29 protein-coding genes and 1 tRNA gene are annotated in these 22863 nt (G+C 53.4%); 16 read left to right on the forward strand and 14 right to left on the reverse strand.

Annotated elements, in window-relative coordinates; genetic code table 11:
• The first annotated feature begins 86 nt into the window (after positions 1-86).
• From ACLH0I_RS05740 to ACLH0I_RS05755, 4 genes are all read left to right on the forward strand, one after another.
• Positions 87-653 carry a helix-turn-helix domain-containing protein gene (locus ACLH0I_RS05740; protein WP_186705385.1) on the forward strand — a complete coding sequence of 189 codons (567 nt, stop codon included), beginning with the start codon at positions 87-89 and terminating at the stop codon, positions 651-653.
• Positions 654-1162: 509 nt separating this feature from the next.
• Positions 1163-1522 carry a DUF6124 family protein gene (locus ACLH0I_RS05745; protein ID WP_411386529.1) on the forward strand — a complete coding sequence of 120 codons (360 nt, stop codon included), beginning with the start codon at positions 1163-1165 and terminating at the stop codon, positions 1520-1522.
• Between the two features lie 170 nt (positions 1523-1692).
• Complete coding sequence (locus ACLH0I_RS05750) at positions 1693-2175, forward strand: hypothetical protein (RefSeq protein ID WP_053118597.1); 483 nt, start codon at positions 1693-1695, stop codon at positions 2173-2175.
• A gap of 4 nt (positions 2176-2179) precedes the next feature.
• Complete coding sequence (locus ACLH0I_RS05755; protein ID WP_053118599.1) at positions 2180-2413, forward strand: hypothetical protein; 234 nt, start codon at positions 2180-2182, stop codon at positions 2411-2413.
• Positions 2414-2450: 37 nt separating this feature from the next.
• Here the strand turns inward: ACLH0I_RS05755 and ACLH0I_RS05760 are convergent, their stop codons facing one another.
• The 7 genes from ACLH0I_RS05760 to ACLH0I_RS05790 form a co-directional block, all read right to left on the reverse strand.
• The gene (locus tag ACLH0I_RS05760) at positions 2451-2705 is read right to left on the reverse strand and encodes a colicin E3-like toxin immunity protein (protein ID WP_053118600.1); all 255 of its coding nucleotides are present in this window, start codon (positions 2703-2705) and stop codon (positions 2451-2453) included.
• A gap of 8 nt (positions 2706-2713) precedes the next feature.
• Positions 2714-2992, reverse strand: coding sequence for a pyocin S6 family toxin immunity protein (locus ACLH0I_RS05765; RefSeq protein ID WP_411386530.1), 279 nt, complete (start codon positions 2990-2992; stop codon positions 2714-2716).
• Positions 2977-3237 carry a hypothetical protein gene (locus ACLH0I_RS05770; RefSeq protein ID WP_411386531.1) on the reverse strand — a complete coding sequence of 87 codons (261 nt, stop codon included), beginning with the start codon at positions 3235-3237 and terminating at the stop codon, positions 2977-2979. The genes ACLH0I_RS05765 and ACLH0I_RS05770 overlap by 16 nt, the downstream gene beginning before the upstream one ends.
• 90 nt (positions 3238-3327) lie before the next feature.
• Complete coding sequence (locus tag ACLH0I_RS05775; RefSeq protein ID WP_411386532.1) at positions 3328-3582, reverse strand: colicin E3-like toxin immunity protein; 255 nt, start codon at positions 3580-3582, stop codon at positions 3328-3330.
• A 29-nt stretch (positions 3583-3611) separates the two neighbouring features.
• Positions 3612-3860, reverse strand: a complete 249-nt coding sequence (locus tag ACLH0I_RS05780; RefSeq protein WP_411386533.1) for a pyocin S6 family toxin immunity protein — start codon at positions 3858-3860, stop codon at positions 3612-3614.
• 30 nt (positions 3861-3890) lie between these two features.
• Positions 3891-4115, reverse strand: a complete 225-nt coding sequence (locus tag ACLH0I_RS05785; protein ID WP_411386534.1) for a hypothetical protein — start codon at positions 4113-4115, stop codon at positions 3891-3893.
• A complete protein-coding gene (locus ACLH0I_RS05790; RefSeq protein WP_411386535.1) occupies positions 4112-5299 on the reverse strand; it encodes a colicin E3/pyocin S6 family cytotoxin in 1188 nt (395 codons plus the stop codon). The genes ACLH0I_RS05785 and ACLH0I_RS05790 overlap by 4 nt, the downstream gene beginning before the upstream one ends.
• A 491-nt stretch (positions 5300-5790) precedes the next feature.
• Here ACLH0I_RS05790 and ACLH0I_RS05795 point away from each other — a divergent pair, with 491 nt between their 5' ends.
• The 6 genes from ACLH0I_RS05795 (at position 5791) to ACLH0I_RS05820 (ending at position 9955) form a co-directional block, all read left to right on the forward strand.
• Complete coding sequence (locus tag ACLH0I_RS05795) at positions 5791-6150, forward strand: DUF6124 family protein (protein WP_411386536.1); 360 nt, start codon at positions 5791-5793, stop codon at positions 6148-6150.
• 206 nt (positions 6151-6356) lie between these two features.
• Positions 6357-6551 (forward strand): hypothetical protein, encoded by a 195-nt coding sequence (locus ACLH0I_RS05800; protein WP_411386537.1) that lies wholly within the window; start codon positions 6357-6359, stop codon positions 6549-6551.
• Positions 6548-6904, forward strand: coding sequence for a low molecular weight protein tyrosine phosphatase family protein (locus tag ACLH0I_RS05805; protein WP_411386538.1), 357 nt, complete (start codon positions 6548-6550; stop codon positions 6902-6904). The genes ACLH0I_RS05800 and ACLH0I_RS05805 overlap by 4 nt, the downstream gene beginning before the upstream one ends.
• A 472-nt stretch (positions 6905-7376) precedes the next feature.
• The gene (locus ACLH0I_RS05810; RefSeq protein WP_411386539.1) at positions 7377-7736 is read left to right on the forward strand and encodes a DUF6124 family protein; all 360 of its coding nucleotides are present in this window, start codon (positions 7377-7379) and stop codon (positions 7734-7736) included.
• Between the two features lie 490 nt (positions 7737-8226).
• Positions 8227-9762 carry an anti-phage dCTP deaminase gene (locus tag ACLH0I_RS05815; protein WP_411386540.1) on the forward strand — a complete coding sequence of 512 codons (1536 nt, stop codon included), beginning with the start codon at positions 8227-8229 and terminating at the stop codon, positions 9760-9762.
• A gap of 16 nt (positions 9763-9778) precedes the next feature.
• On the forward strand, positions 9779-9955 hold the full coding sequence (locus ACLH0I_RS05820; RefSeq protein WP_411386541.1) for a hypothetical protein: 177 nt from the start codon (positions 9779-9781) through the stop codon (positions 9953-9955).
• A gap of 583 nt (positions 9956-10538) precedes the next feature.
• Here the strand turns inward: ACLH0I_RS05820 and ACLH0I_RS05825 are convergent.
• From ACLH0I_RS05825 to ACLH0I_RS05855, 7 genes are all read right to left on the reverse strand, one after another.
• Positions 10539-11693, reverse strand: a complete 1155-nt coding sequence (locus ACLH0I_RS05825) for a beta family protein (RefSeq protein ID WP_411386542.1) — start codon at positions 11691-11693, stop codon at positions 10539-10541.
• Positions 11694-11702: 9 nt separating this feature from the next.
• Positions 11703-12914: an ImmA/IrrE family metallo-endopeptidase gene (locus ACLH0I_RS05830; protein WP_411386543.1), complete on the reverse strand. Its 1212-nt coding sequence runs from the start codon at positions 12912-12914 to the stop codon at positions 11703-11705.
• Positions 12911-13174, reverse strand: coding sequence for a hypothetical protein (locus tag ACLH0I_RS05835; protein ID WP_411386544.1), 264 nt, complete (start codon positions 13172-13174; stop codon positions 12911-12913). The genes ACLH0I_RS05830 and ACLH0I_RS05835 overlap by 4 nt, the downstream gene beginning before the upstream one ends.
• A gap of 593 nt (positions 13175-13767) precedes the next feature.
• On the reverse strand, positions 13768-15027 hold the full coding sequence (locus ACLH0I_RS05840; protein ID WP_411386545.1) for a hypothetical protein: 1260 nt from the start codon (positions 15025-15027) through the stop codon (positions 13768-13770).
• Positions 15028-15238: 211 nt separating this feature from the next.
• Positions 15239-15526 (reverse strand): barstar family protein, encoded by a 288-nt coding sequence (locus ACLH0I_RS05845; protein WP_411386546.1) that lies wholly within the window; start codon positions 15524-15526, stop codon positions 15239-15241.
• A gap of 63 nt (positions 15527-15589) precedes the next feature.
• Positions 15590-15919, reverse strand: coding sequence for a hypothetical protein (locus ACLH0I_RS05850; protein WP_411386547.1), 330 nt, complete (start codon positions 15917-15919; stop codon positions 15590-15592).
• Between the two features lie 288 nt (positions 15920-16207).
• Positions 16208-16292, reverse strand: a tRNA-Leu gene (locus ACLH0I_RS05855).
• A gap of 108 nt (positions 16293-16400) precedes the next feature.
• On the opposite strand from ACLH0I_RS05855, the gene queA reads away from it, so the two are divergent.
• The 6 genes from queA (at position 16401) to ACLH0I_RS05885 (ending at position 22482) form a co-directional block, all read left to right on the forward strand.
• On the forward strand, positions 16401-17450 hold the full coding sequence (queA, locus tag ACLH0I_RS05860; RefSeq protein WP_028237240.1) for a tRNA preQ1(34) S-adenosylmethionine ribosyltransferase-isomerase QueA: 1050 nt from the start codon (positions 16401-16403) through the stop codon (positions 17448-17450).
• 14 nt (positions 17451-17464) lie between these two features.
• Entirely contained in the window at positions 17465-18580 is a 1116-nt protein-coding gene (gene tgt / locus ACLH0I_RS05865) for a tRNA guanosine(34) transglycosylase Tgt (protein WP_411387466.1), read from the forward strand.
• Positions 18581-18623: 43 nt separating this feature from the next.
• Positions 18624-18959: a preprotein translocase subunit YajC gene (yajC, locus tag ACLH0I_RS05870; protein WP_007982729.1), complete on the forward strand. Its 336-nt coding sequence runs from the start codon at positions 18624-18626 to the stop codon at positions 18957-18959.
• Positions 18960-19022: 63 nt separating this feature from the next.
• Positions 19023-20891: a protein translocase subunit SecD gene (secD, locus tag ACLH0I_RS05875; protein ID WP_186705394.1), complete on the forward strand. Its 1869-nt coding sequence runs from the start codon at positions 19023-19025 to the stop codon at positions 20889-20891.
• A gap of 9 nt (positions 20892-20900) precedes the next feature.
• Complete coding sequence (gene secF / locus ACLH0I_RS05880) at positions 20901-21815, forward strand: protein translocase subunit SecF (protein WP_411386548.1); 915 nt, start codon at positions 20901-20903, stop codon at positions 21813-21815.
• Between the two features lie 118 nt (positions 21816-21933).
• A complete protein-coding gene (locus ACLH0I_RS05885) occupies positions 21934-22482 on the forward strand; it encodes a glycine zipper 2TM domain-containing protein (protein ID WP_018607449.1) in 549 nt (182 codons plus the stop codon).
• Positions 22483-22863 lie beyond the last annotated feature (381 nt).

The raw sequence follows: 22863 nt of genomic DNA on the forward strand, positions 1-22863 counted from the left end.
GTGCTAATGACACTAAATAGACTATATGACACAAAGTGTCATTTGCAATCGCAGATTGTCCGTTTCCCTGGAAATGTGGGTTACCTATGTCCATTCGCTTGAAATTGCTCAGAAAAAAACTCGGTGTGACGCTGGACGTCCTGGCTGAAAAAACCGGGATGACCAAGAGCTACCTGTCCAAGGTGGAACGGGGTCTGAGCACGCCCTCCATCGCCACGGCGCTCAAGCTGTCCAAGGCGTTGAACGTGAAAGTCGAGGAGTTGTTCTCCGAGGAAAACGTCTCGCTCGACAGCTACAGCCTGGTGCGCTGTGAAGACCGCCAATCCCTGGCGGCGAACCCTGGCAGTGCTGAATACGCCGTGTTGGCTCACCAGGTTTCCGAGCGAACCTTGCTGCCCTTCATCCTCTACCCCCCGGCCGAATTCGCCGCGCATCATGCGTTCAAGGAACACACGGGCGAGGAGTTCCTGTTCGTTCACGAAGGCCAGGTGGAAGTGGACTTCATGAACGAGCGCGTCGTGTTGAATCGCGGCGATGCGTTGCATTTCAACGCGCAAAAACCCCATCGCCTGCGCTCGGTGGGGGATGTTCAGGCGCAGTTGTTGGTGGTGGTGCACAGCGCTGAATCGGCAGAGAAGGGCGAAGACGCCTAGCACCACGTTGCTCACTGGGTAAACACCAAACCCCGTGGCGAGGGAGCTTGCTCCCGCTGGGCTGCGCAGCAGCCCCCTTCCATGAGCGCCTTGCCACAGATCTTTCGACAGCCTCAATTGAACGGCATCGGACACCTGCTCGGACCAGTCGAGTGACGTCCTGTCAGTAAAGACCGACAGACACTAGCGACAAGGCCCGCCAAGCCACAGCGCCTTGCGCCTTTGCCTACAACTACGCCAGAATCCGCCGGCTTGTGCGCCTGGGGCTGCGTCGGTAGTTTGGGACCTGTCACTGCTCATCAGTGATCGGGTTTAGCAGCTCGTGGTGAAACAGGTTGTGCAAGGCGTCATCCAGTCAGGAGTCTCCCTCCTGCACTTGATGGTGGCTGTGCGCAGGGCGTCCCCGGACGCGCCGGTTTCTTGTTTCCCCGGTCTGCTAACCTGCGTACAGCTGCCTCCCATCGTTTAGCAGCGAGCGGGTGATGGCTCCAACTACAGGAAGCAAGACGATGGCAAAAGAGACTCCGAACCCTCCTGATACGAACGAGCATGTCTCCCGTGCTCAGTCTGCTCGCAACAAGAAAATCGACGACGCTGCTACGCGAGCGTTGGATTTTTATCTGAAACCCAAGCCTAAGGGCGAAACGTCTGACAAGACCGACTCCATTTTTCGGATTGATCCGAGTGTGGATTCTGAGTGTTTGCTTGCGAATCTCAGTGAGAATCTGGCTTCGGCGAATGCCATGATCAGTGATTTGGCGTTTGACCTGGATGGGGCGCGGCGGCGGGTTGCGATGGGGATTTTGCAGGTGATTGAGGTGAGTGAGCTGTTGGCGAATCGGGCTTTGGATATTGTTGAGGTGAGGTAGGCGAGGCGTTTGCCCTCCGCTCCAGAGAGGTCTTGGCAACGAGACCTCTCTCGTTCGTAGCCACGTAGCTGATCCGGGCCATTGAGCGGCGCCCCGTGTTTACCATTTGCGAAAAGCGCACCAGCTAAGACAAAATCCCCGCCTTCCCAGACTCGATAAGGATGCGAGCATTGAAGTTTGAAAACGGTCAGTTTTCTGGCAGCCATGGAATTGTCTTCAGCGTATCGCGCTTCACCCTGTCAGCCGATGAGCGGGGTAGCCTCAGAACACTGCACTTTGGCGAAGCGAAAACCGCCCACTACGAAGTGAGCAACCGGGTAGTGGAGCTTTACGACAAAATGCTCGCCAAGGATCTACCCTGCCAAATGATGGTCGGGATTTCAAAACCCTTGACCCGGCAACAGGGTGATCTACTCAACGCTCAACGAACGAGTATCGCCAACCTCACCAGCGGAGTTTTCGCGGCAGCGGCCGGCAAGTTCGTTCCCGGAGCGGTCATCCCTGTGGGATGGGCAGTCCGCGAGTTCACGTTGGGCAAATTGCCGACCTATCACGCCGGTGATGTCATCGTGAGCTTCGATGCACAGGTAAGTGGTGGCATAGGTCCGCAACACTCTGGATCCTCCATGATCATCAAGGCTCAAGGTGGCTAAGACTATGAACGAATATGGCCTGTACGCCTTGGCATACGCAGTGTTTCTGTTGTTGTTCTTCTATATGAAATCCTACGGCCTCAGGAAATGGCTAGGCATTGCCCTGGTTGTCCTGGGATTTGCGAGTATTTTTATGCTGCCGTCTTTCATCTCCGGTTTTGATCTGGGGATCGCCTCAACCAGTGCTATTGGTATCGGCGCGGCACTGTTTTTTAGCCGGGCCCGGTATGTGGCGTGAATTTGCATTCCCCTTTTATCGAACACTCGCCCCGTGGCTACCAGCTGTCTCGATAATCGAAGGAGACCTGATAGATGTAGGTGGGCGAATCAATTGAATGCTGAAAATAAGGTTGGAGAATTTTTATCCATTCTTGTGGGACATTAAAGCCTCCGTTATTTATGTTGTTTTCGATTGGAATCCCTAGGGCTTCAATGACAGAGCCGTCATCACCCAAGTCTTCGGAATAATCCTCACCCTCGTAGGATTCGGTTTGCTTGTTATACCATTCAAGCCTTAGTTTTAGTCCCATTGGCTCTCTCAGCTTTGTGATCTGGTTTTGGTTGAGGGAGCATCGGCACGAGTTCCGATGAAATATTCCAGTCCGGCAGGGAATTTTATATCGAGAATTTTTTCTATTTTTTTGAGTTGATCTTCCGTTATCTCCAGCTCTCCTGGTTCAACAGCGTTGAATGGTTTTGCTTCAGTTATCCGGGCTAGCGCTTCGTTTTGCTCGGCGTTTTTAATGCAAGTCTTAAACTGCAGTGAATCGTCTTTCTTGTTGTCTGGATAGAAGCCTGTTATTAAGAAATAGCGCATGGATTTACCTCAGCTGATTCAAGGCAAACGATTTGAATGATGAAGTTATCGCCATGAATTGTTGTGTGAGTCCACTCTTCTATCGTTTTTATCTGCTGTGGTAACAGATCATAGACAAAACAAAAATCTTCAGGCTTTGTCCAGCCCATAAGTGCGGCCAACTGGTCCATATAGGCGATTGGGATCTCTACGGTTTTTATCAACTCTTCAGTGGTTACGTGAAAAATTTCAACGATGGGCTTCACTTCTCAGCTTTCCTTGTCGGGACGTCGGGTTTAGTTTGCTCGCCAGTTATTGGGCTTTCCAAGATGTTGGTCTTGTGTGTGGCACTGGTTTTACCAATTGGTTCTGTACCGAAATGCAATTTGATAGTCGAATATTTCTGATTCGATTGGGTGGTCAAAAAAGGGCTGGAGGATCGGTATCCATTCGGCGCGCACATCAAAGCCTCCGTCATATATTTCTGGTTCACTTTCCAGATTCATCGCCGAGATTACTGATGCATCATCTCCCATGTCGTTCGAATATTCTTTGCCTTCACCCAATTCGGTTTTTTTGTCGTACCAATCAAGTCTTAATTTTAGTCCCATACGGCTTTTCTCCCGGTTTCTGTTGAGGGCTAGTCGGCGCAAGTTCCGATGTAATACTCCAGTCCCGCAGGAAATTTTGTCCCTAAAATCTTTTCTATCTCTGTAAGTTGTTCGTCTGTTATCTCCAGTTCTCCTGGTTCAATTTCGTTGAAGGGTTTGGCTTCAGTTATTTGCGCCAACGCTTCATTTTGTTCGGTGTCCTCTATATAAATCTCAAACTGTAATGAATCGTCCTTTTTGTCGTCTGGGTAGAAGCCAGTTATTGAGAAACAAGGCATGATGTTGCTCTTTTAATGTCTTTATGGAGGTTAGTTGCTGCTGGTTAAAAAAAGCAACAGGTTTCGGGGCAGCTTTATTGAGCACGCTTCTTCCAATGCTGCAATTTGAGATGTGCTCAACTCATAATCGTAAAAATAGCTTTCCTCTTTGGTCCAGTTCATTATTTTTGCTAGAGCTTGAGTGTCAATGCAGAGCTCTTTTTCGAACGAGGCAAAGTCGTCACCGTCAATTACGCCCATTATTTTGTGTTTCATGGTTCTATCCACCTCGTTGGATTGGCTGGTTTGGTTTGGGCTCCCGTAATAGGGTCGAATTCGCCCAGGTGCTTTCCTCGCTTGTTATATTTTTCTACGGCGCCATGCTGAAAGTCCCATTCATATATGAATTTCTCTTTATCCTTCCAGCGAGGACGCAACCCTCCGCCTTTCATGCGGGTTTTGGATGGCGCCCATTTCGCAGTTGGAAATGCAGGTAAAAAGGCTGGTTTCGGGTGGTAGTCATGATGGGCCGTACTCACCACAACATAAACCGGCCGAACCCCCGAATCCGCCGGAAACACCAGAATGAAATCCTTGTACTCCGGCGGATAGATCGGGTCGACGATGATGCTGTCGGCCATCGGCGTCGGCGGGTAGATCCAAATAGGTGGTGCCTGTGGCGCAGCTTCCAGGGCAGGAATGCCGAGGGTGTCAGCCGGATTGGTAGCCGGCGTCCAGATCAGTTCGACGCCATCACCCAAGTCGGCAACGAACTGATCGGCTCGCGACGTGAACTGAACAACATCAACCATTTCCCAATCGGGATGCTGACCGGTATAGAAGCCATACCCCTTGAGACTGCCATCGGCCTGCTGCTCGACGCTCAAGCGCATGCGGCTGCGGGCTTGCTTGAGGTCGCGTAGCTGGTCTTCGCTGTAAAACGCGCTGTCGCCCAGATTGGACGGCCAGAGCAGGGCGACGATGCCGGTCAGCAATGCTGCGCCGACGGTGCCGCCCGCAGCGGCAGCCGCGGAAGTTGCCGAACCACCCAGCGCGAGTCGGCCCAAGGTAACGGGAACCGCGCCAGCGCCGATCCGCTCGAGAGGGATCGCGCCGGATGGGTCGGCGCTCCGACCGCCGAGCCACATGAGATCGCCGTACTGCTTGACCAGATCCGCCGGGACGTAGCCGTTGGGGTTGCTGTAATCGATGATGCCGTTGGGCAGCTTGCAGCTCTTGGCAAACACACATCCGGTAACGCTGGACAACGGCTTGTCATCCACCGTCGCCCAGCGCGCTTGTTCGTAGGCGGATTGCCGGGCAAGCATGGCTTCATAAGCCTGCTGTAGGCCGTCGCGCTCGGCCAGTTCGCTGGCGCTCATGTCCCGATAAGTGAGGTGATGCCCGTCGCCGCCGGGCGGGTTTCGAACCTGGGGGATGTCTTTTTTGCGTGTCGCCACGTAGTGAATCTCGTCCGCTGAAATGCAGCACAGACGCTAACGTGGGAAGAGCGGGGCGCGATGTAGGAGGTTTCTTGAAGTGGTCAGTCCGGTTTCCTCAAAACAGGTAGGGCTGGCTATGAGGGGCCGGAACAAATTGAAGTGTCAGATGGGGCTGTCAGTCATGGGGCAACCGCAACTCGCAAGCCGACGTCGCCTTGCGCCTTTGCCTACAACTACGCCAGAATCCGCCGGCTTGTTCGCCTTGGATTGCGTTGGTAGTTTGGAACCTGTCACTGCTCATCAGTGATCGGGTTTAGTCGCCCAAGGTGAAACAGGTTGTGCAAGGCGTCATCCAGTCGGGATTCCCATCCTGCACTTGATGGTGGCTGTGCGCAGGGCGTCCTCGGACGCGCCGGTTTCTTGTTTCCCCGGTCGACTAACCTGCGTACAGCTGCCTCCCATCGTTTAGTCGCGAGCGGGTGATGGCTCCAACTACAGGAAACAAGATAATGGCAAAAGATACTCCGAATCCTCCCGATACGAACGAACACGTCTCCCGCGCTCAGTCTGCCCGCAACAAGAAAATCGATGACGCTGCCACACGAGCGTTGGATTTTTACCTGAAACCCAAACCTAAGAGCGAAACGTCTGACAAGACCGACTCCATTTTACGGATTGATCCGAGTGTGGATTCTGAGTGTTTGCTTGCGAATCTCAGTGAGAATCTGGCTTCGGCGAACGCGATGATTAATGATTTGGCGTTTGATCTGGATGGGTCGAGGCGGCGTGTTGCGATGGGGATTTTGCAGGTGATTGAGGTGAGTGAGCTGTTGGCGAATCGGGCGTTGGATATTGTTGAGGTGAGGTAGCCCAAGCCGCTTGCAGCCCAACGAAAAAGGTCTTGCTGTGCGAGGCCTTTTTCGTTGAACGAGATGCGGCTGAAACAATAGGGGAGCGGTTTTCGTTATGTGAGGTGGCTACTACAGCGTCTAGCCACCTTCCCGATTAATGCTTACCATATCTCCCACCTCGTTTTACCGCGGCTGCTGAACCCGGTACTCACGAGGAAATGACCATGGAAAGAACCCGTAGCTGGAGACGGGCACAGTCCCGTAAAGATGGTAGGCACGAAGCGGTTCGTCCGCAGGAAACCAGGCCAGAAAAGAACTGGAAGCTGATATACACCCGTGCCGACAAACTGCACAGGGCACGCCAACTCGGCATGAGCTATCCCATTTGCACCACTCGCCAATTGTTGGATCAAGAGTGACTAACCTCCTGTTCGTTTGCAGCCGCAACCAATGGCGTAGCCCTACGGCGGAAGCGATCTGGCGTCGCCGTCCCGGTTTCGGCGCTCGCTCGGCGGGCACTAGCCCCAACGCACGCAAACCTATCGGCCCAGCGGATATCCGTTGGGCCGATGTCATCTTTGTGATGGAGCGCAAGCACGAGCATCGGCTGCGGGCAGAGTACGCTAGGCTGCTTGAACACAAGCGGCTTCATGTTCTGGATATTCCCGATGATTACCGTTACATGGACCCTGAACTGGTGGACCTGCTCGTAGACACCGTGACGTTCTACCTAGCACCATTTATTGATCCTTCTGACGGCACAGATAGATAAGTTTCCCAGGGAAGCTGGTGTTTTTTTGTGGCCCTGATGTTCGAGACAACGAGGGCAGATTTATCTATTTCCGTTGTCCGACCCCTTTCCCGTGCTGACCTACCTGTCGAAGAGAAACAGCGTCGGAATAGGCCTACAGACACCGGGCAATCAGAACTTGCCAGCCCACATCGCCTTGCGCCTTTGCCTACAACTACGCCAGAATCCGCCGGCTTGTCCGCCTTGGGCTGCGCCGGTAGTTTGGGACCTGTCACTGCTCATCAGTGATCGGGTTTAGTCGCCCGTCGTTGCTAAGGCGCTCAAGCGTCCATCAGTCAGGTATTCCCCATCCCTGCACTCGATGGTGGCTGTGCGCAGGGCGCCCTTGGGCGCGCCGATTTCTTAGCTCGTCGGTCGACTAACCTGCGTACAGCTGCCTCCCAATCGTTTAGTCGCGAGCGGGAAGTAGCCTCAACCAAAGAGAGCTAAGACTATGGTCAAAATTACACCAAATCCTCCAGCTACAGACGAACCCACATCACGTGCCCAGTCTGCCCGCAACAAAAAGCTCGATGACGCGGCCACTCGCGCGTTGGATTACTACCTGAAACCCAAGCCCAAGAGCGAAACGTCTGACAAGACCGACTCTATTCTTCGTATTGATCCGAGTGTGGATTCTGAGTGTTTGCTTGCGAATCTCAGTGAGAACCTGGCTTCGGCGAACGCGATGATCAGTGACTTGGCGTTTGATCTGGATGGATCGCGTCGGCGGGTTGCGATGGGGATTTTGCAGGTGATTGAGGTGAGTGAGCTGTTGGCGAATCGGGCTTTGGATATTGTTGAGGTGAGGTAGCCCAAGCTGCTTGCAGCCCAACGAAAAAGGTCTTGCTGTGCGAGGCCTTTTTTCGTTGAACGAGATGCGGCTGAAGCAATAGGGGAGCGGTTTTCGTTATGGGACAAAATGCTCCCCTTTTTTTTTCCATGCATCTTATGTTTCAAAGCTCAAGGGACGATTGTCAAAGGTGCCTAACGATGTTTCGAACAAAAGGCCTTAAGGCCCGAATGACGAAACGAGGCCAAGGTGGCCGTGAATTGATACATCTTTCAAGATTTGCAAGCACAGAGTCGAGTGATTTTTAGTCGATGTGTTTTTTTTTTGCTGAAAGCAAGTTATTTAAGAAAAACTAGCTAATGTAATTGTTGGAGAGCCATACCATTAGGTATCCAGCTCTCCTTTGACACATCCTTCAGACCGATAAACCAAGGATTTGGGTGATGAGATGGCCGGGAAATCCTCAGAAGGCAGAAACCGAAATCGGCGAAAATCTCGTCAGGACTTATCCGTGGAAGTGGAGGTCTCCTCTTTAACTCCAAGAAAGGACCCTGAGCTGGTCTTCGGGCTAGTAGGGCCGATTGGCGTAAACCTTGACCCTGTCATTGCGGTATTGAAAAGCCAGCTTAATGGCCTCAAGTACACTCCTCATGTCGTTAGGCTCAGCGAACAGATAGAGAGCTTTTTTGATACTTCTCATAACTCGAAACCTGAAGCTGAACGCATAGCTGCGCTCATGGACGCGGGTACGAGACTCAGGGTTGAAAGCGATGAGGGTGCCGCAGTAGCGATGCTAGGATTAGCCGTGATCCGGCAACTTCGAGACGACCACAGCGGTGGAAAGCCCTCAAGGCAGGCGTTCATTTTGAGGTCTTTGAAGCATCCTAAAGAGGTTGAGATGCTCCGGGCGGTGTACGGAAAAGGATTTTTTCTTATTTCTGTCTACTCGCCTCGCGATGTCCGCGTAACCGCCTTATCTGAAAAAATAAGTAGATCCCAGTTTGGAGCTGGAACTAACCCTCGTGCGATTGCCGAGGCGTTAGTTCAAAAGGACGAACAGGAAGAAAGCATTCCTCTTGGCCAAGATGTAAAAGATGCTTTTCCCTTGGCTGACCTGTTTGTCGACGGAAGGAATAAATCAACTATAGACTTTCAAATAGGTCGCTTTCTGCAACTAATATTTGGGAATTCCTTTCTTACCCCCTCACGCGACGAACATGGTATATATCACGCCAGATCTGCCGCACTGCGGTCAGCAGATCTAAATCGACAAGTTGGCGCTGCTATCTTGAAGCCAGAGGGAGATATCATTGCGGTAGGGTGCAATGACGTCCCTAAGTCTGGAGGAGATATGTATTGGCCTGGGGATAAAGATGATGCCCGTGATTTCCAAAAGGGTGTCGACTCGATGGCAGACGAGCGGGTGCAGGTTTTAGGCGAAATGCTTGAGCGCCTAAATACAAGTGGCTTGCTTTCCACTAAGGCAACAGAACAAGATATTAGTTCGCTTGTACAAAATTTGATTTCCGGGGCAGACAAAAAAATACTTAAGAATACTAGGATAATGAATATCCTAGAGTATGGGAGGAGCGTCCACGCTGAGATGGCTGCGCTTATGTCCGCGGCGCGCTTAGGGGTATCCGTCGCTGGGGCGACGCTGTATTGCACAACCTTTCCCTGTCACATGTGTGCTCGGCATATTGTGGCGAGCGGTATCAGGCGTGTCGTATATATTGAGCCTTATCCGAAGAGCAAAGCCAAACAGCTACATCAGGACTCGATTAGTATTGATGCTCCAACCGCATCGAGAACTCAGGTAAATTTTGAGCCGTTCCAAGGCATCGCTCCACGTCAGTATCAAGAAATCTTCGAGCCGAGTAGGCCTCGTAAAGATGACGATGGGAGGGCCGTAGACTGGCGAGAAATGGGGCATCAACCCCGTATCGTGCGGTACATCGACACCTACCTTCAGCTTGAGCAACTGATAATCGGTCGTGAAATTCCAAACCTTCTTGCGAAACTAGGTGTTAAACTCTCAGCAGGCTGAGTACGGAGCGAGGAACATGAAAAAATCAAGTGTATTGGCACAGCAAGTGATAAAGGCTCAACAAGCCATGCAGGAATGGCCCGAGTCAATTCGATCTGGGCTGAAACTTGAGGATTCTGTGAGTTTTATTGTGTGTGATATTAACGAGAAGCCAAAATCAGCGCCCGGAAATAAAAGCCGTCCTCCCCGTTGATCTGTTTACTATCTAAGCGGCAAAAGGGAGCAGTTTTTTCTTCTGCCAAGTTCTAGAATACAGTTATAGTTGTTGTCACCCCAGCGCCCGATGCATCGCATCGGGCGTTTTGTATTTTAAGGGCAGGTGCGTACGCCCGCGACTGTAAGCCGATACCGACTCACTTCTATATCACGTTCTGCTGTGTAAAAAAAACTGGGGTCTGGGGAAAGGGGCGAGATTTATTTTCTTTAGTCTGTCCCTCTTTCTCTGAGTCGCTGGGTTATTTTTACTATGCTTTGGCTAAGTTAAAATTTTGAGTCTTGTTTCTAAAAACAATCTCACGCTATGGAGTTAGGCGATCTACACGTGTTTAGCATCTGTGCGCTGTTGAAGTGGCAACGTTATGCCTCGCACTTTCAGGAAATACAGTGGCATCAATATTTTTAGTTAGCGCTATCTTGATGCTAAAAAGTTGATTGAGTTAAATGTTTCTGATTCTCTATGTATAGAGTTAAAGTCATTTTTTTAGATGGACAGAGTTGGCGTGTAGTGTTCCAGTGCCGGCCAGTGTGGCCGGTTTTTCTCTGGAGGGACATCGGCGCTATTGTACTTTTGGGCTGGGTTTTCTAATAGTTCTTGCAGATGATGCAGCGATTTCCATAGCAAACTCAAATAATTCTGTGGTAACTGCTCTGATGTGATGGTTTGTGTCAATTGCAATCCAGTCTGTCGAGTTGCCGACAAACATTTCTTTGCTGCAATCAAGAATCCTTTTATCTCCCCAGCTAAACGGCGGTTCAGTATTAATGTAATGCTTAGAAGCTACTATTACTTTGGAAAGTGTTTGGCTCTGTGCATATCCTTCAGCTCCGCGCACGGAGTGACCTCTAGCGATAAAGAAGCCATTTTCAATGGTATAGCGGATCTTTACATTCATATCAGGCGCAATAACATCGGATGAGCGAGGGTTCCTTACCCCATAGTCACCAAAACGCAACGACGCTTGGGGATTAGCTGAAATATAACCTTTCCATGCAAGAATCTCCTTACGGTCAACAACATCTGATGAGTCTCTATCTTTCACAGCCTTTTCAATCGAATCTGGAATAGAACTCGCTGTGACGACGATTTTTTTGAAATCGAATGAGCTCAGTGTCAAATAAGCATCTTCCATTATTTCTGTTATTTTCGAGACTGAGAACTTCGTGACGTCTCCAATATCAACGATTATTGGTGTGTTCGCATTGGACAATCCAATAGTGGTAGATATATCGTCAAGTACATTTTCAAAGTGATCAACATCAGCCATATCTTCTAACGCAATGTCATCAAGACGTATACAGAAATGCTCTGTTTTAGCAAGAGAGATATTTTTAACCCCCTGTCGATATTGAACTGACTCCCATCTGTCATACCCGATTACTGGAAAAACTGTTATGCCTAGTGATGAAAGCCTAGAATGCATAAAGCCTAGAATCTGGCTGCCACCCTCGGTAGTAAAATTGGTGGGCCACTGTGAGGCGTCCAAAAAGATGGTATGGCCTTTAAAAATTGACGCGATTTTATCGGCTCTATTATCCAGCCAGTACTCGTGAGGTGTTGTCGACTTTTTGCTTGCTCTTGCATAGTCGTCAGCTGACATTTTTGGAATTTCAAGAATCGGCGTGCAGCGATTTAGAACGCTTTTTGGCAGATTCTTGAAAGCGTCAAACTCACCTTTTTTTGCTCTAACAACTGGATAGTAGTGCTCGTTCATTTTTATTACCTATGTGTTTTCAAAGTGTTTTCGTACTTCACCATTACCAATGAGATCTGTGAACTGGTTAAAGTTTCCAGTTTCTTTTCTAAGTCTTCCTGCTACTATTGCAGGGTGAATCTTCAGCTCTCTTGAAAAATTCACAATGCTTTCTCTCGAGGGGGATAAATATGCGTCGCTACTTCGCCAAAGTGAGCGTGGTATAAATGCGTCGCGAGCAATTCTATTTGCTTCAGCTTCTCTTTTGTCGTCGGACGAGTGCTCTAGGTCATCTAGAATAACTTCGTCTGGGCTTTTTATGTGCTTCCATATGTGTGCCAGTTCATGTGTTAATGTAAACCAGAAGTTATCAAGGCGATCGTATCTTAGCGTTAGGGCTATTATCGGAGTGCCATCTGTGTCCATTAGTGCTGCGCCATCTAACATGGTGCCCTTAAGTTGCGGTTCTATTATTACTGCAATGCCTTGCTCTTTTATAAGGTCTACGGCGAGTTTTGGGCCGGAATTAGAAGTGCTTAACTTTGTAAGTCGTTTTATAAAAGCGTCATTTATGATGTTGGCATTGTATTTTGGTCTGGAGTTAGCATCTTCTCTTGATCTCTGAATGACTCTTGCCAGCCATGCGTGCAATGTGTAAGTAGTTGTCTGTGTTATTGCATCACCTGACAGCGTTCTCCTAAAAGCAGCATTTTCAGTTTGTAATCCCATACTTTTTATGAAGGTTTTTACAATTTCTTCGGCAGACTGCTTCGTTTTCTCACTGGTAGTTTTAATCCAGCCGCGCGTAATCATTTCTTTAATTGGGAATTTTGACCAGTCGATTGTGTTACTGTCTTTTTTCTGCTCTATTTGTTCTAGTCCTATGAGGACTTCAGCAGATATTCCCAGTCCGATTGATAATGCTTTGATCATAGGCACGGTGAGCGGCCTTTTTCGAGCTAGTACTTCAGACACGCGGCTGCGCGTTCCAAAATATCGAACTAGATCGGCTTGGCGTAGTCCTTTTTCATTCATTCTAAACAAAATGGCATCAATAGGGTCTGGCGGTTCTATAGGGTTTTTCTGTAATTCATAGTTTTCAATTAGTACGGAGAGAAGTTCCAGTAGCTCGCTTTCGTCTGTTCCAAGATTTGGCGATTTGTTAATAAGTTCTTGAACTTCTTCGAAATATTCAAAATATTGTTTTTCTGTTTTGATAATTTTTGCAGTTGTCGTAATCATGATTTTTTCGTTAACTCTGTGATGATTGCGATTCCTTGCGCAAAAGCTATCTGTAGTTTGATTGCTATTCCCGTTTCTAAAATCGAGAAAAGATAACTTTCGTCTTCCGTAATAATTACTGCTGGAAAATGATCTATAAGATTCGCTGGTGTTTTCCAGTTAGCATGCATCATTTCGCTCACCCAACTGGATACCCATTTGTCGATCAAATCGCTTTCACCCTTTATTAAGGCTAGCTTCGGTAATCCAAGCAGTTTCATAGATTTATTCGTGTTCCCATTTTGGGAACAAATTACGGCTGCCGGGTTGATATGTCAAGAAGGTGTTACCAAATTGGGAACATTTTCTGCGGGATTAGGCCGGTCGACGAGCCCACCAACCGGTGCCTTATGATGTTAAGGCCTGCTTCAAAGGAAAAATTGTCAATTAAAAAAACTATATTAGACAATCAGTTAGGCTTGTATTCCTTAGGTTTTAGCCCGTGATACCCAGGCATCCTCAGAGGTTTTTCCGCCGGCTGAACACTGCCCTTGTTCTTGTCTCCTGGAAGGATTGAGCCGCTAACGAAGACCCAAGCCTTACCCATGCTGATGAAAACACGTCGATCAGCAAGGGCCGAGGTCAGTAAGAATGGACATCCGAAGAAGGTTAAGTAAGTACCATTCGGGACGGATTTATTTTCCTTGGCTGTCCGTCCACGTTGTCTCCTAGATTGACCCTGGCACACAACGCCCAGCCCCCCAGTGTATTTACCGGTAGAAGCTAGCCCCGCCGTACTAATCCCGTTTAAGCAGCTTCGATACCCGGAGAGCGGCGAACCATGTCAATTGGCCGAAACCAACCAGCATGCGCTTCAATACACGAACGCACTGCCCCAGCCCTGCCGTGCAACCCTCAAAACCCGACGCCTATCAACCCCAGGCCGCGCATCAATCAAGCACAGCTTGGTAGTCGCCAAGGCCACCTTCGCTCCGACCGCCACAGCAACAGCAAGGAAATACAGCCAACGGTGATTCTTGGCTTTGTCATGCTGGCCGACCAGCGCCAACTGCTGCTTCAAGGAGGGCTTGACACCCGCAAGCCAGGGAACGATGCATTCGCTGGCCAAGGCTACGGTGTGACTGCTGATATTGTTGTCCGCAAGGCCGGGTGGGCCATCAGGATTGTTCAAGCAAAAGCCACGGGGGACGTACTCGCAGGTGCTGGAGAGTGGCGATGAGCGCGACATGCCATTGGAAAAGTGCTTCACGGGGCACAACCGTAGGTTGTAGTCGTTGATCTCTTTGCGGATGGCGATCACATCCTCGTCGCTTATGGTTCTTCTCGTCGCGGCGTAGAAGCCTTTGGAGTCGTTCGGTGCGAAATCCATGAAGTAGCTGGCTTCACCTTCCTTGATATGGGTGAAGGTCCACTGTGAGTTGCTGCTCCACTGGCACGATTTCAGGCTATCCAGGCCATTCGCCCTGCAGTAATCATCGTAGCGCCTGATCTGGCTCAGCAGGAACGCGCTGGCCTCCTGGATGCTCGCTGTCGCCTCCTTCAGCAATGCGGTGTCTTCATTGGCGCCGTTGTCCGCCACGAAGAACACCGCGGCGACCAATGCCAGTGGAAACCAAAAGTGATCGTATATCTGACGGAAGCGTTCGGTCAGGTTGAGGTTGTCATAGATAAACACCATGACGGCCCATCCGGTGATGGCGCAAAGCATCAACAGGGGGATCAGCCCGATCTCGCTGCCCAGTTTCCCAACGCCATTGATGGCGTAACGGATGGGCAGGTAATTGATGTTGGGAAAAAGGCCGAGGCAGTTCAACGCTCCCGGTAGGAGTAAGAGTACGAAGAAGATGAGCACGCCTCGCTTCTTGCCCACCGTGTAGGCGGCTGCTGCCAGCAAGGGAATCAGCAGCAGCGACAGCATCATCAGACAGCCAAGCGTGTTCACCATCGCTTCATCGGGCGACCAGTAGGTTCCGATGATTTGCCCGGCGTCGTTACGCCCGTTGAAGGTCGATGAGACGACGCCAAGCCCCTCCAGGATCTGGTGCAGGTTGTAGGCCGCGCCGTGGAGAAACTTTAGGTACGGGTAGAAGAAAGTCCCTATGGAAATTGACATCACTCTGAGTCCTTCAATGCGGTAGACATTCCTTGGTTACTTGAAGCGCTTGTTGCCTGATGGGCCAGAGGGTGGGGAAGGGGTGACCGATGCGAATGTGCTATTCATCTCTGCGCGGTCGTAGTCCAGCAAATATTCTTGACGCTGGCAGTACAACTGCGGGTCGATGACCTTGGGTGTCGCACCGCCAGCCGTCGCCGCGTTCTCGCGTTCAGTCGAACTCTACATTTGACGCGAACGATGGATACTCAAGGCTCAGGTCTTCGAGGCACTTTTGCATGAGTTCGGCATCTTTGGGTAAGCGCCTGGATAACGCATCCCATCCGGAAATTTTCAGGTGCACGGGCATTTCCACTAATCCTGTAATTGCGTCCCAGAAGGCATCCCAGTTACAGCCGTACCAGCCGGGGAAGCCGAGCGCATCCCTCAGGGTGGAGTGGAGTTCGTTGGCACTCATCACTTCGTTTAGCTCAATCTGCACAAGCTGTTGGCGGGTCATCGTTCGAACCTCAATAGCGTTTAAGGTCTGCGATCAGGAACTCAACGGAACGAGCGCTGGGGTTTATAGAATATTTTTCACGTAACCGTTAAGCGCGATGAGAGGAGCGTAAAGATCGTCCATTTTCTGCACTGCGTTGAAGTCCGCAGCCAAACGATGCAGCTCTCGGCCCAGCACTGTATCCACCCCACCAATCGCCCCCAACGCTAAATCCAGGCATCGACTGATTTCGCCCTGAATCCCGGCCACATCGCCCCGCCGTATCAGCAACTCAAAAATCTCCCGGTCGCAACTGCCCATCAACGGATCATCCCGCAGGATCGGGCTGTGGCCTTCTGTCTCATAGGCCAGTTTGAGGGAGTAGAGAGCGACCGTTTCCAGCAGCAATTCCATGGGGTGAAATCCTTTGTGACTGGGTGGGGAGGGTGTGGCCACTCGAAGCATCGGTGGGTGCAGTGACATTTTTGTGAGCGCTGCGCGCTCAAGCGGGAGCAAGCTCCCTCGCCACAGGTTATTCCTCACCATAGGTTGGGTATTTGGGGGCTGCTTTGCAGTCCAGCGGGGATAAATCCCCTCGCCACAAAAGGGGGCGCCGTCAGGTGAGATCTGTGTTGATCACAGCAAAACCACTTTCCTGCAGACGAAAAAAAAGACCTTGAATTTCAAGGTCTTTCTTTAAGATGGTGCCCCGAGGGAGACTCGAACTCCCACTCCTTTCGAAAACGGATTTTGAATCCGCCGCGTCTACCAATTCCGCCATCAGGGCTCAATGGCGGCGAAGTATAGAGAGGTGCCTACCGTTGGTCAATCACGTTTCATGGTGAATTTTTAATATTTCCGCTAGACTTTCCGGCCCTGCTAGACGAACCCCATCATGCGTGTTGCTGACTTTACCTTCGAACTCCCGGATTCGCTGATCGCTCGCCACCCGCTGGCCGAGCGGCGCGCCAGTCGACTGTTGACCCTGGACGGGGTCAGCGGTGCCATGGCTCACCGTCAATTCACTGATTTGCTCGAGCATTTGCGCCCGGGCGATTTGATGGTGTTCAACAATACCCGCGTCATTCCCGCGCGTTTGTTCGGCCAGAAGGCCTCCGGCGGCAAGCTGGAGATTCTGGTGGAGCGGGTGCTGGACAGTCATCGCGTGCTGGCCCATGTGCGGTCGAGCAAGTCGCCCAAGCCCGGTTCGTCGATTCTGATCGACGGCGGCGGTGAGGCGGTGATGGTGGCGCGGCATGATGCGTTGTTCGAGCTGGAATTCGCCGAAGAGGTGTTGCCGCTGCTCGACCGTGTCGGGCACATGCCGTTGCCTCCTTATATAGACCGCCCGGACGAAGGTTCGGACCGCGAGCGTTATCAGACCGTGTACGCCGAGCGCCTGGGGGCGGTGGCGGCGCCGACGGCGGGGCTGCATTTTGATCAGCCGTTGCTGGAGGCGATTGCGGCCAAGGGCGTGGAGACCGCGTTCGTGACGCTGCACGTCGGCGCTGGCACGTTCCAGCCGGTGCGCGTGGAGCGTATCGAAGACCATCACATGCACAACGAATGGCTGGAAGTGAGCCAGGACGTGGTCGATGCCGTGGCGGCCTGTCGCGCCCGCGGTGGGCGGGTGGTGGCGGTGGGGACCACCAGCGTGCGGTCTTTGGAGAGCGCTGCGCGCGATGGCGTGCTCAAGCCGTTCAGTGGCGACACCGATATCTTTATCTACCCGGGCCGGCCGTTCCATGTGGTCGATGCCCTGGTCACCAACTTTCATTTGCCTGAATCCACGCTGTTGATGCTGGTTTCGGCGTTCGCCGGTTATCCCGAAGCCATGGCCGCCTACAAGGCCGCCGTTGAGCATGGGTACCGCTTTTTCAGCTACGGTGATGCGATGTTCATCACCCGTAACCCCGCGCCACGCGGGCCCGAGGAAACCGTATGAGTCGCACCTGTCGCATGTCCTTCGAGTTGCTTGCCACCGATGGCAAGGCTCGTCGCGGACGCCTGACCTTCCCCCGCGGAACCGTGGAAACCCCTGCGTTCATGCCGGTGGGCACCTACGGCACGGTCAAGGGCATGCTGCCGCGTGACATCGTCGCCACGGGTGCGGAGATCATCCTCGGCAATACCTTCCACCTGTGGCTGCGCCCGGGCATGGAAGTGATCAAGGCCCACGGCGACCTGCACGATTTCATGCAGTGGAAAGGCCCGATCCTGACCGACTCCGGCGGCTTCCAGGTGTTCAGCCTGGGCGCGATGCGCAAGATCAAGGAGGAGGGCGTGACCTTCGCCTCGCCGGTGGACGGTTCCAAGGTGTTCATGGGGCCGGAAGAGTCGATGCAGGTGCAGCGTGACCTGGGCTCGGACATCGTGATGATCTTCGACGAATGCACGCCGTACCCGGCCGATGAAGACGTGGCGCGGGTGTCCATGGAGCTGTCGTTGCGCTGGGCCCAGCGGTCGAAGAATGCCCATGGCGAGAACACGGCGGCGCTGTTCGGCATCGTCCAGGGCGGCATGCACCGCGACTTGCGCATGCGCTCCCTCGAAGGTCTGGACAAGATTGGCTTCGACGGCCTGGCCATTGGTGGCCTGTCGGTGGGTGAGCCGAAGCACGAGATGATCAAGGTGCTCGATTACCTGCCGGGCGAAATGCCGGCTGACAAACCTCGTTACCTTATGGGCGTTGGCAAACCGGAAGATCTGGTTGAGGGTGTGCGCCGCGGGGTGGACATGTTCGATTGCGTGATGCCAACCCGTAATGCCCGCAATGGGCATCTGTTCATCGACACCGGTGTGCTGAAGATCCGTAACGCGTTCCATCGCCATGATGATTCGCCGCTCGATCCGACGTGCGATTGCTATACCTGCCAGAACTTCTCCCGCGCTTATCTGCATCATTTGGACAAGTGCGGCGAAATGCTCGGCAGTATGCTCAATACCATCCACAATTTGCGCCATTATCAGGTGCTTATGGCTGGTTTGCGCGAGGCTATCCAACAGGGTACATTGGCCGCCTTTGTCGAGGCCTTCTATGCCAAGCGCGGGTTGTCTGTTCCGCCTTTGGACTGAGTTTTCCGATCCCTAGATTCAATACTTGCAACTGGAGTGCTAAATGAGCTTTTTTATCTCTAACGCCATGGCTGACGCGGCTGCACCGGCTGCCGGCCCTATGGGCGGTGGTTTCGAGTGGATTTTCCTGGTCGGCTTCCTGGTCATCTTCTACCTGATGATCTGGCGTCCACAGGCCAAGCGCGCCAAAGAGCAGAAGAACCTGCTCAGCAGCCTGCAAAAAGGTGATGAAGTGGTCACCACCGGCGGCATCGCTGGCAAGATCACTAAAGTGGCCGATGACTTCGTGGTACTGGAAGTGTCCGACACTGTTGAAATGAAGTTCCAGAAGGGCGCCATCGCGGCCACGCTGCCAAAAGGCACGCTGAAAGCGATCTAAGTAACCACTTCTTTTCAATCGACGGGGCGCGCAAGGCGCCCCGCGTCATAAGCGGGCGGCGTGATGCTGAACAAATACCCTCTGTGGAAATACCTACTGATCCTGGCAGTGCTGGCGGTCGGTGTGATTTATTCCGCTCCCAATCTATACCCGGATGACCCGGCCATTCAGGTCAGTGGCGCAAGCACTGCGCTGCAGGTCACCCAGGCCGATCTGGACCGTGCGAGCGCTGCGCTCAAGGCGTCCAATATCGATGTGAAGGCTGCGTCCATCGCCGAAAACGGCAAGGGCGGCCTGTTGCGCCTGGTCAAGGCTGAAGACCAACTGCCAGCCAAGGATGTGGTGCGCAAGGCGTTGGGCGACGATTACGTTGTGGCCCTGAACCTGGCCCAGACCACGCCGCCGTGGCTGCGCAAGCTTGGCGCCCACCCAATGAAGCTGGGCCTGGACTTGTCCGGTGGTGTGCACTTCCTGCTGGAAGTGGACATGGAAAAAGCCCTCGACGCACGCCTGAAAGTCTACGAAGGCGACGTCAAGAGCCTGCTGCGTAAAGAGCGCCTGCGTTATCGCAGCCTGCCGCAGTTCGAAGGTGCCATTCAGCTGGGCTTCAGCGATGAAGATGCCCGCGAACAGGCCCGTGCGCTGGTGCGCAAGAATTTCAACGATTTCGACATTGTACCGGCCGACCTCAATGGCCAACCGGTGCTGCGTCTGGCGATGACCCCGGCCAAGCTGGCGGAAATCCGCGAGTACTCCATCAAGCAGAACTTGACCACGGTGCGTAACCGCGTCAACGAGCTGGGTGTGGCCGAGCCGATCGTGCAGCGCCAGGGCGCCAACCGCATCGTGGTTGAGCTGCCGGGCGTGCAGGACACGGCCGAAGCCAAGCGTATCCTCGGCAAGACCGCCAACCTGGAATTCCGCCTCGCCGCTGAGCCGGGTGCGTCCAAGGCCACTTCCGAGAGCTTCGAATTCCGTGAAGGCGGTCGTCCGGCGGCGCAGATCGAGCGTGGCCTGATCATCACCGGTGACCAGGTGACCGACGCCCAGGCGGGCTTCGACGAGCAGGGTCGTCCGCAGGTGAACATTCGCCTGGACGGTCATGGCGGCGAACTGATGAGCCGCGCCACGCGCAGCAACGTTGGTCGCAGCATGGCGGTGATCTTCATCGAGCAGAAGCCGACCACCACCTACACCAAGCAAGTGGTCAACGGCGTCGAGAAAGACGTGCCGGTCCAGACCTTCAAGGAAGAGAAGAAGATCATCAGCCTGGCGACCATCCAGTCGCCACTGGGCAGCCAGTTCCGCATCACCGGCCTGAACGGCCAGGGCGAATCCTCGGAGCTGGCCCTGCTGCTGCGTGCCGGTGGCCTGGCCGCGCCGATGTACTTCGCTGAAGAACGCACCATCGGCCCGAGCCTGGGTGCCGACAACATCACCAAGGGCGTCGATGCCTCCCTGTGGGGCATGCTGTTCGTGTCGCTGTTCATCATCGCCATCTACCGCTTCTTCGGCATCATCGCCACGGTTGCGCTGGCGGTGAACATGGTGCTGCTGCTGGCCCTGATGTCCTTGCTGGGCGCCACGCTGACCCTGCCGGGTATCGCCGGTATCGTCTTGACCATGGGCATGGCGGTGGACGCCAACGTGCTGATCTTCTCGCGGATACGTGAAGAGATCGCCGCGGGCATGTCGATCCAGCGGGCAATCAACGAAGGCTTCGGCCGCGCATTCACTGCGATTATCGACTCCAACCTGACCACGTTGCTGGTCGGCGGGATTCTCTTTGCCATGGGCACCGGCCCGGTCAAGGGCTTCGCAGTGACCATGTCCCTCGGGATCTTTACCTCGATGTTCACAGCCATCATGGTGACCCGTGCAATGGTCAACCTGATTTATGGTGGTCGTGACGTCAAGAAGTTGTGGATTTAAGGGGCTGCCATGTTACGTACAATCAACTTCATGGGCGTTCGCAACATTGCGTTCGGCGTCACATTGTTCCTTACGGCCCTGGCGTTGTTCAGCTGGGCCACCAAGGGCCTGAACTACGGCCTGGACTTCACCGGCGGTACGCTCATCGAGCTGACCTACGAGCGTCCGGCCGACGTCACCAAGGTGCGTGAGCAACTGGCGTCGTCGGGCTATGCCGATGCCATCGTGCAGAGCTTTGGCGCCACCACCGATTTGCTGGTGCGCATGCCGGGTGAAGATCCGCAACTGGGCCATCAGGTAGCCGAGGCCTTGCAGAAGGCTGGCGGCGACAACCCGGCCCAGGTCAAGCGCGTAGAGTTCGTCGGCCCGCAAGTGGGTGAAGAGCTGCGCGACCAGGGCGGCCTCGGCATGCTGTTGGCCCTGGGCGGCGTGATGCTCTACCTGGCTTTCCGCTTCCAGTGGAAGTTCGCGGTGGGCGCCATTATCTCGCTGATCCACGACGTGATCGTGACCGTGGGCATCCTGTCGTTCTTCCAGATCACCTTCGACTTGACGGTGCTGGCGGCGGTGCTGGCGATCATCGGTTACTCGCTCAACGACACCATCGTGGTGTTCGACCGGGTGCGTGAAAACTTCCGAGTGCTGCGCAAGGCGTCCTTGGTCGAGAACATCAACATCTCGACCACCCAGACCCTGCTGCGGACCATGGCGACGTCGATCTCCACCTTGCTGGCGATTGTCGCGCTGCTGGTGTTTGGTGGCGACAACCTGTTCGGTTTCTCCATCGCGCTGTTCATCGGTGTGATGGCGGGTACTTACTCGTCGATCTACATCGCCAACGTGGTGTTGATCTGGCTGAACCTGAGCTCCGAGGATCTGATTCCTCCTGCGGCCACTGACACCGAGGTGGACGACCGTCCGTAAGGCTCGGTTTTCCGTCTGTCACCGCTGAAAAGGCGCGAGTTGAACTCGCGCCTTTTTTTATGCTCCAAGGCTGGGAGAAGCGCGGATTATTTCCGCTTGTGATGGTCAGGAGGTTCAAGTGAACAAATCGATGCTGGTTGGTGCGGTATTGGGTGCTGTCGGTGTAACAGCCGGTGGTGCGGTCGCCACCTACAGCTTGGTAAAAAGTGGCCCTGAGTATGCGCAAGTATTGGCCGTGGAGCCGGTCAAGACCCAGATCAAGACCCCGCGTGAAGTGTGCAAGGATGTCACCGTGACTCGGCAGAAGCCCGTCCAGGACCAGCACCAGATCGCCGGCACCGTGCTCGGCGCTGTGGCCGGTGGCCTGTTGGGCAACCAGATCGGCGGCGGCAACGGCAAGAAGATCGCCACCGTGGCGGGTGCGGCCGGTGGTGGTTATGCCGGTAACAAGATCCAGGAAGGCATGCAGGAACGTGACACCTACACCACCACCCAGACTCGCTGCAACACGGTCAATGACATCAGCGACAAGGTTGTGGGCTACGACGTTCGCTACATGCTCGACGGCAAAGAAGGCAAGGTCCGCATGGATCGCGACCCGGGCAACCAGATCCCGGTGAGCAAGGAAGGCCAACTGATCCTGGGTCAGAACGAACCGGCCCAGTAATTGGAAGATGTACAAGAAGCACCCTTCGGGGTGCTTTTTTCATGCCCAAAGTTCACGCGCCACCCCGAAACCCCCTGTGGGAGCGAGCTTGCTCGCGATAGCGGCGGGTCAGCTTGCATCGATATTGAATGTGCCGGCCTCTTCGCGAGCAAGCTCGCTCCCACATTGGATCTGCGGTGGGCACAAATCCTACGCCTACCCCAAATCCCCCTGTGGGAGCGAGCTTGCTCGCGATAGCGGTGGCTCAGCTTGCATCGATATTGAATGTGCCGGCCTCTTCGCGAGCAAGCTCGCTCCCACATTGGATCTTCGGTGGGCACAAATCTTATGCCTACCCCAAATCTCCTTGTGGGAGCGAGCTTGCTCGCGAAAGCGGTGGCT

It is taken from the genome of Pseudomonas sp. MPB03, from assembly GCF_046605385.1.
Lineage (GTDB): Bacteria > Pseudomonadota > Gammaproteobacteria > Pseudomonadales > Pseudomonadaceae > Aquipseudomonas > Aquipseudomonas zanjanensis.

Excerpts from the sequence above, each read along its gene's own strand:
- ACLH0I_RS05785 (WP_411386534.1), bottom strand. The coding sequence starts at position 4,115 with ATGAAACACAAAATAATGGGCGTAATTGACGGTGACGACTTTGCCTCG.
- secF (WP_411386548.1), top strand. The coding sequence starts at position 20,901 with ATGTTACGTACAATCAACTTCATGGGCGTTCGCAACATTGCGTTCGGC.
- ACLH0I_RS05820 (WP_411386541.1), top strand. The coding sequence starts at position 9,779 with ATGAAAAAATCAAGTGTATTGGCACAGCAAGTGATAAAGGCTCAACAA.
- ACLH0I_RS05810 (WP_411386539.1), top strand. The coding sequence starts at position 7,377 with ATGGTCAAAATTACACCAAATCCTCCAGCTACAGACGAACCCACATCA.
- ACLH0I_RS05745 (WP_411386529.1), top strand. The coding sequence starts at position 1,163 with ATGGCAAAAGAGACTCCGAACCCTCCTGATACGAACGAGCATGTCTCC.
- ACLH0I_RS05850 (WP_411386547.1), bottom strand. The coding sequence starts at position 15,919 with ATGGAATTGCTGCTGGAAACGGTCGCTCTCTACTCCCTCAAACTGGCC.
- ACLH0I_RS05835 (WP_411386544.1), bottom strand. The coding sequence starts at position 13,174 with ATGAAACTGCTTGGATTACCGAAGCTAGCCTTAATAAAGGGTGAAAGC.
- ACLH0I_RS05840 (WP_411386545.1), bottom strand. The coding sequence starts at position 15,027 with ATGTCAATTTCCATAGGGACTTTCTTCTACCCGTACCTAAAGTTTCTC.
- ACLH0I_RS05775 (WP_411386532.1), bottom strand. The coding sequence starts at position 3,582 with ATGGGACTAAAATTAAGACTTGATTGGTACGACAAAAAAACCGAATTG.
- ACLH0I_RS05845 (WP_411386546.1), bottom strand. The coding sequence starts at position 15,526 with ATGACCCGCCAACAGCTTGTGCAGATTGAGCTAAACGAAGTGATGAGT.
- tgt (WP_411387466.1), top strand. The coding sequence starts at position 17,465 with ATGTCCTTCGAGTTGCTTGCCACCGATGGCAAGGCTCGTCGCGGACGC.
- ACLH0I_RS05825 (WP_411386542.1), bottom strand. The coding sequence starts at position 11,693 with ATGAACGAGCACTACTATCCAGTTGTTAGAGCAAAAAAAGGTGAGTTT.
- ACLH0I_RS05795 (WP_411386536.1), top strand. The coding sequence starts at position 5,791 with ATGGCAAAAGATACTCCGAATCCTCCCGATACGAACGAACACGTCTCC.
- yajC (WP_007982729.1), top strand. The coding sequence starts at position 18,624 with ATGAGCTTTTTTATCTCTAACGCCATGGCTGACGCGGCTGCACCGGCT.
- ACLH0I_RS05780 (WP_411386533.1), bottom strand. The coding sequence starts at position 3,860 with ATGCCTTGTTTCTCAATAACTGGCTTCTACCCAGACGACAAAAAGGAC.
- ACLH0I_RS05830 (WP_411386543.1), bottom strand. The coding sequence starts at position 12,914 with ATGATTACGACAACTGCAAAAATTATCAAAACAGAAAAACAATATTTT.
- ACLH0I_RS05765 (WP_411386530.1), bottom strand. The coding sequence starts at position 2,992 with ATGCGCTATTTCTTAATAACAGGCTTCTATCCAGACAACAAGAAAGAC.
- secD (WP_186705394.1), top strand. The coding sequence starts at position 19,023 with ATGCTGAACAAATACCCTCTGTGGAAATACCTACTGATCCTGGCAGTG.
- queA (WP_028237240.1), top strand. The coding sequence starts at position 16,401 with ATGCGTGTTGCTGACTTTACCTTCGAACTCCCGGATTCGCTGATCGCT.
- ACLH0I_RS05755 (WP_053118599.1), top strand. The coding sequence starts at position 2,180 with ATGAACGAATATGGCCTGTACGCCTTGGCATACGCAGTGTTTCTGTTG.
- ACLH0I_RS05740 (WP_186705385.1), top strand. The coding sequence starts at position 87 with ATGTCCATTCGCTTGAAATTGCTCAGAAAAAAACTCGGTGTGACGCTG.
- ACLH0I_RS05800 (WP_411386537.1), top strand. The coding sequence starts at position 6,357 with ATGGAAAGAACCCGTAGCTGGAGACGGGCACAGTCCCGTAAAGATGGT.
- ACLH0I_RS05760 (WP_053118600.1), bottom strand. The coding sequence starts at position 2,705 with ATGGGACTAAAACTAAGGCTTGAATGGTATAACAAGCAAACCGAATCC.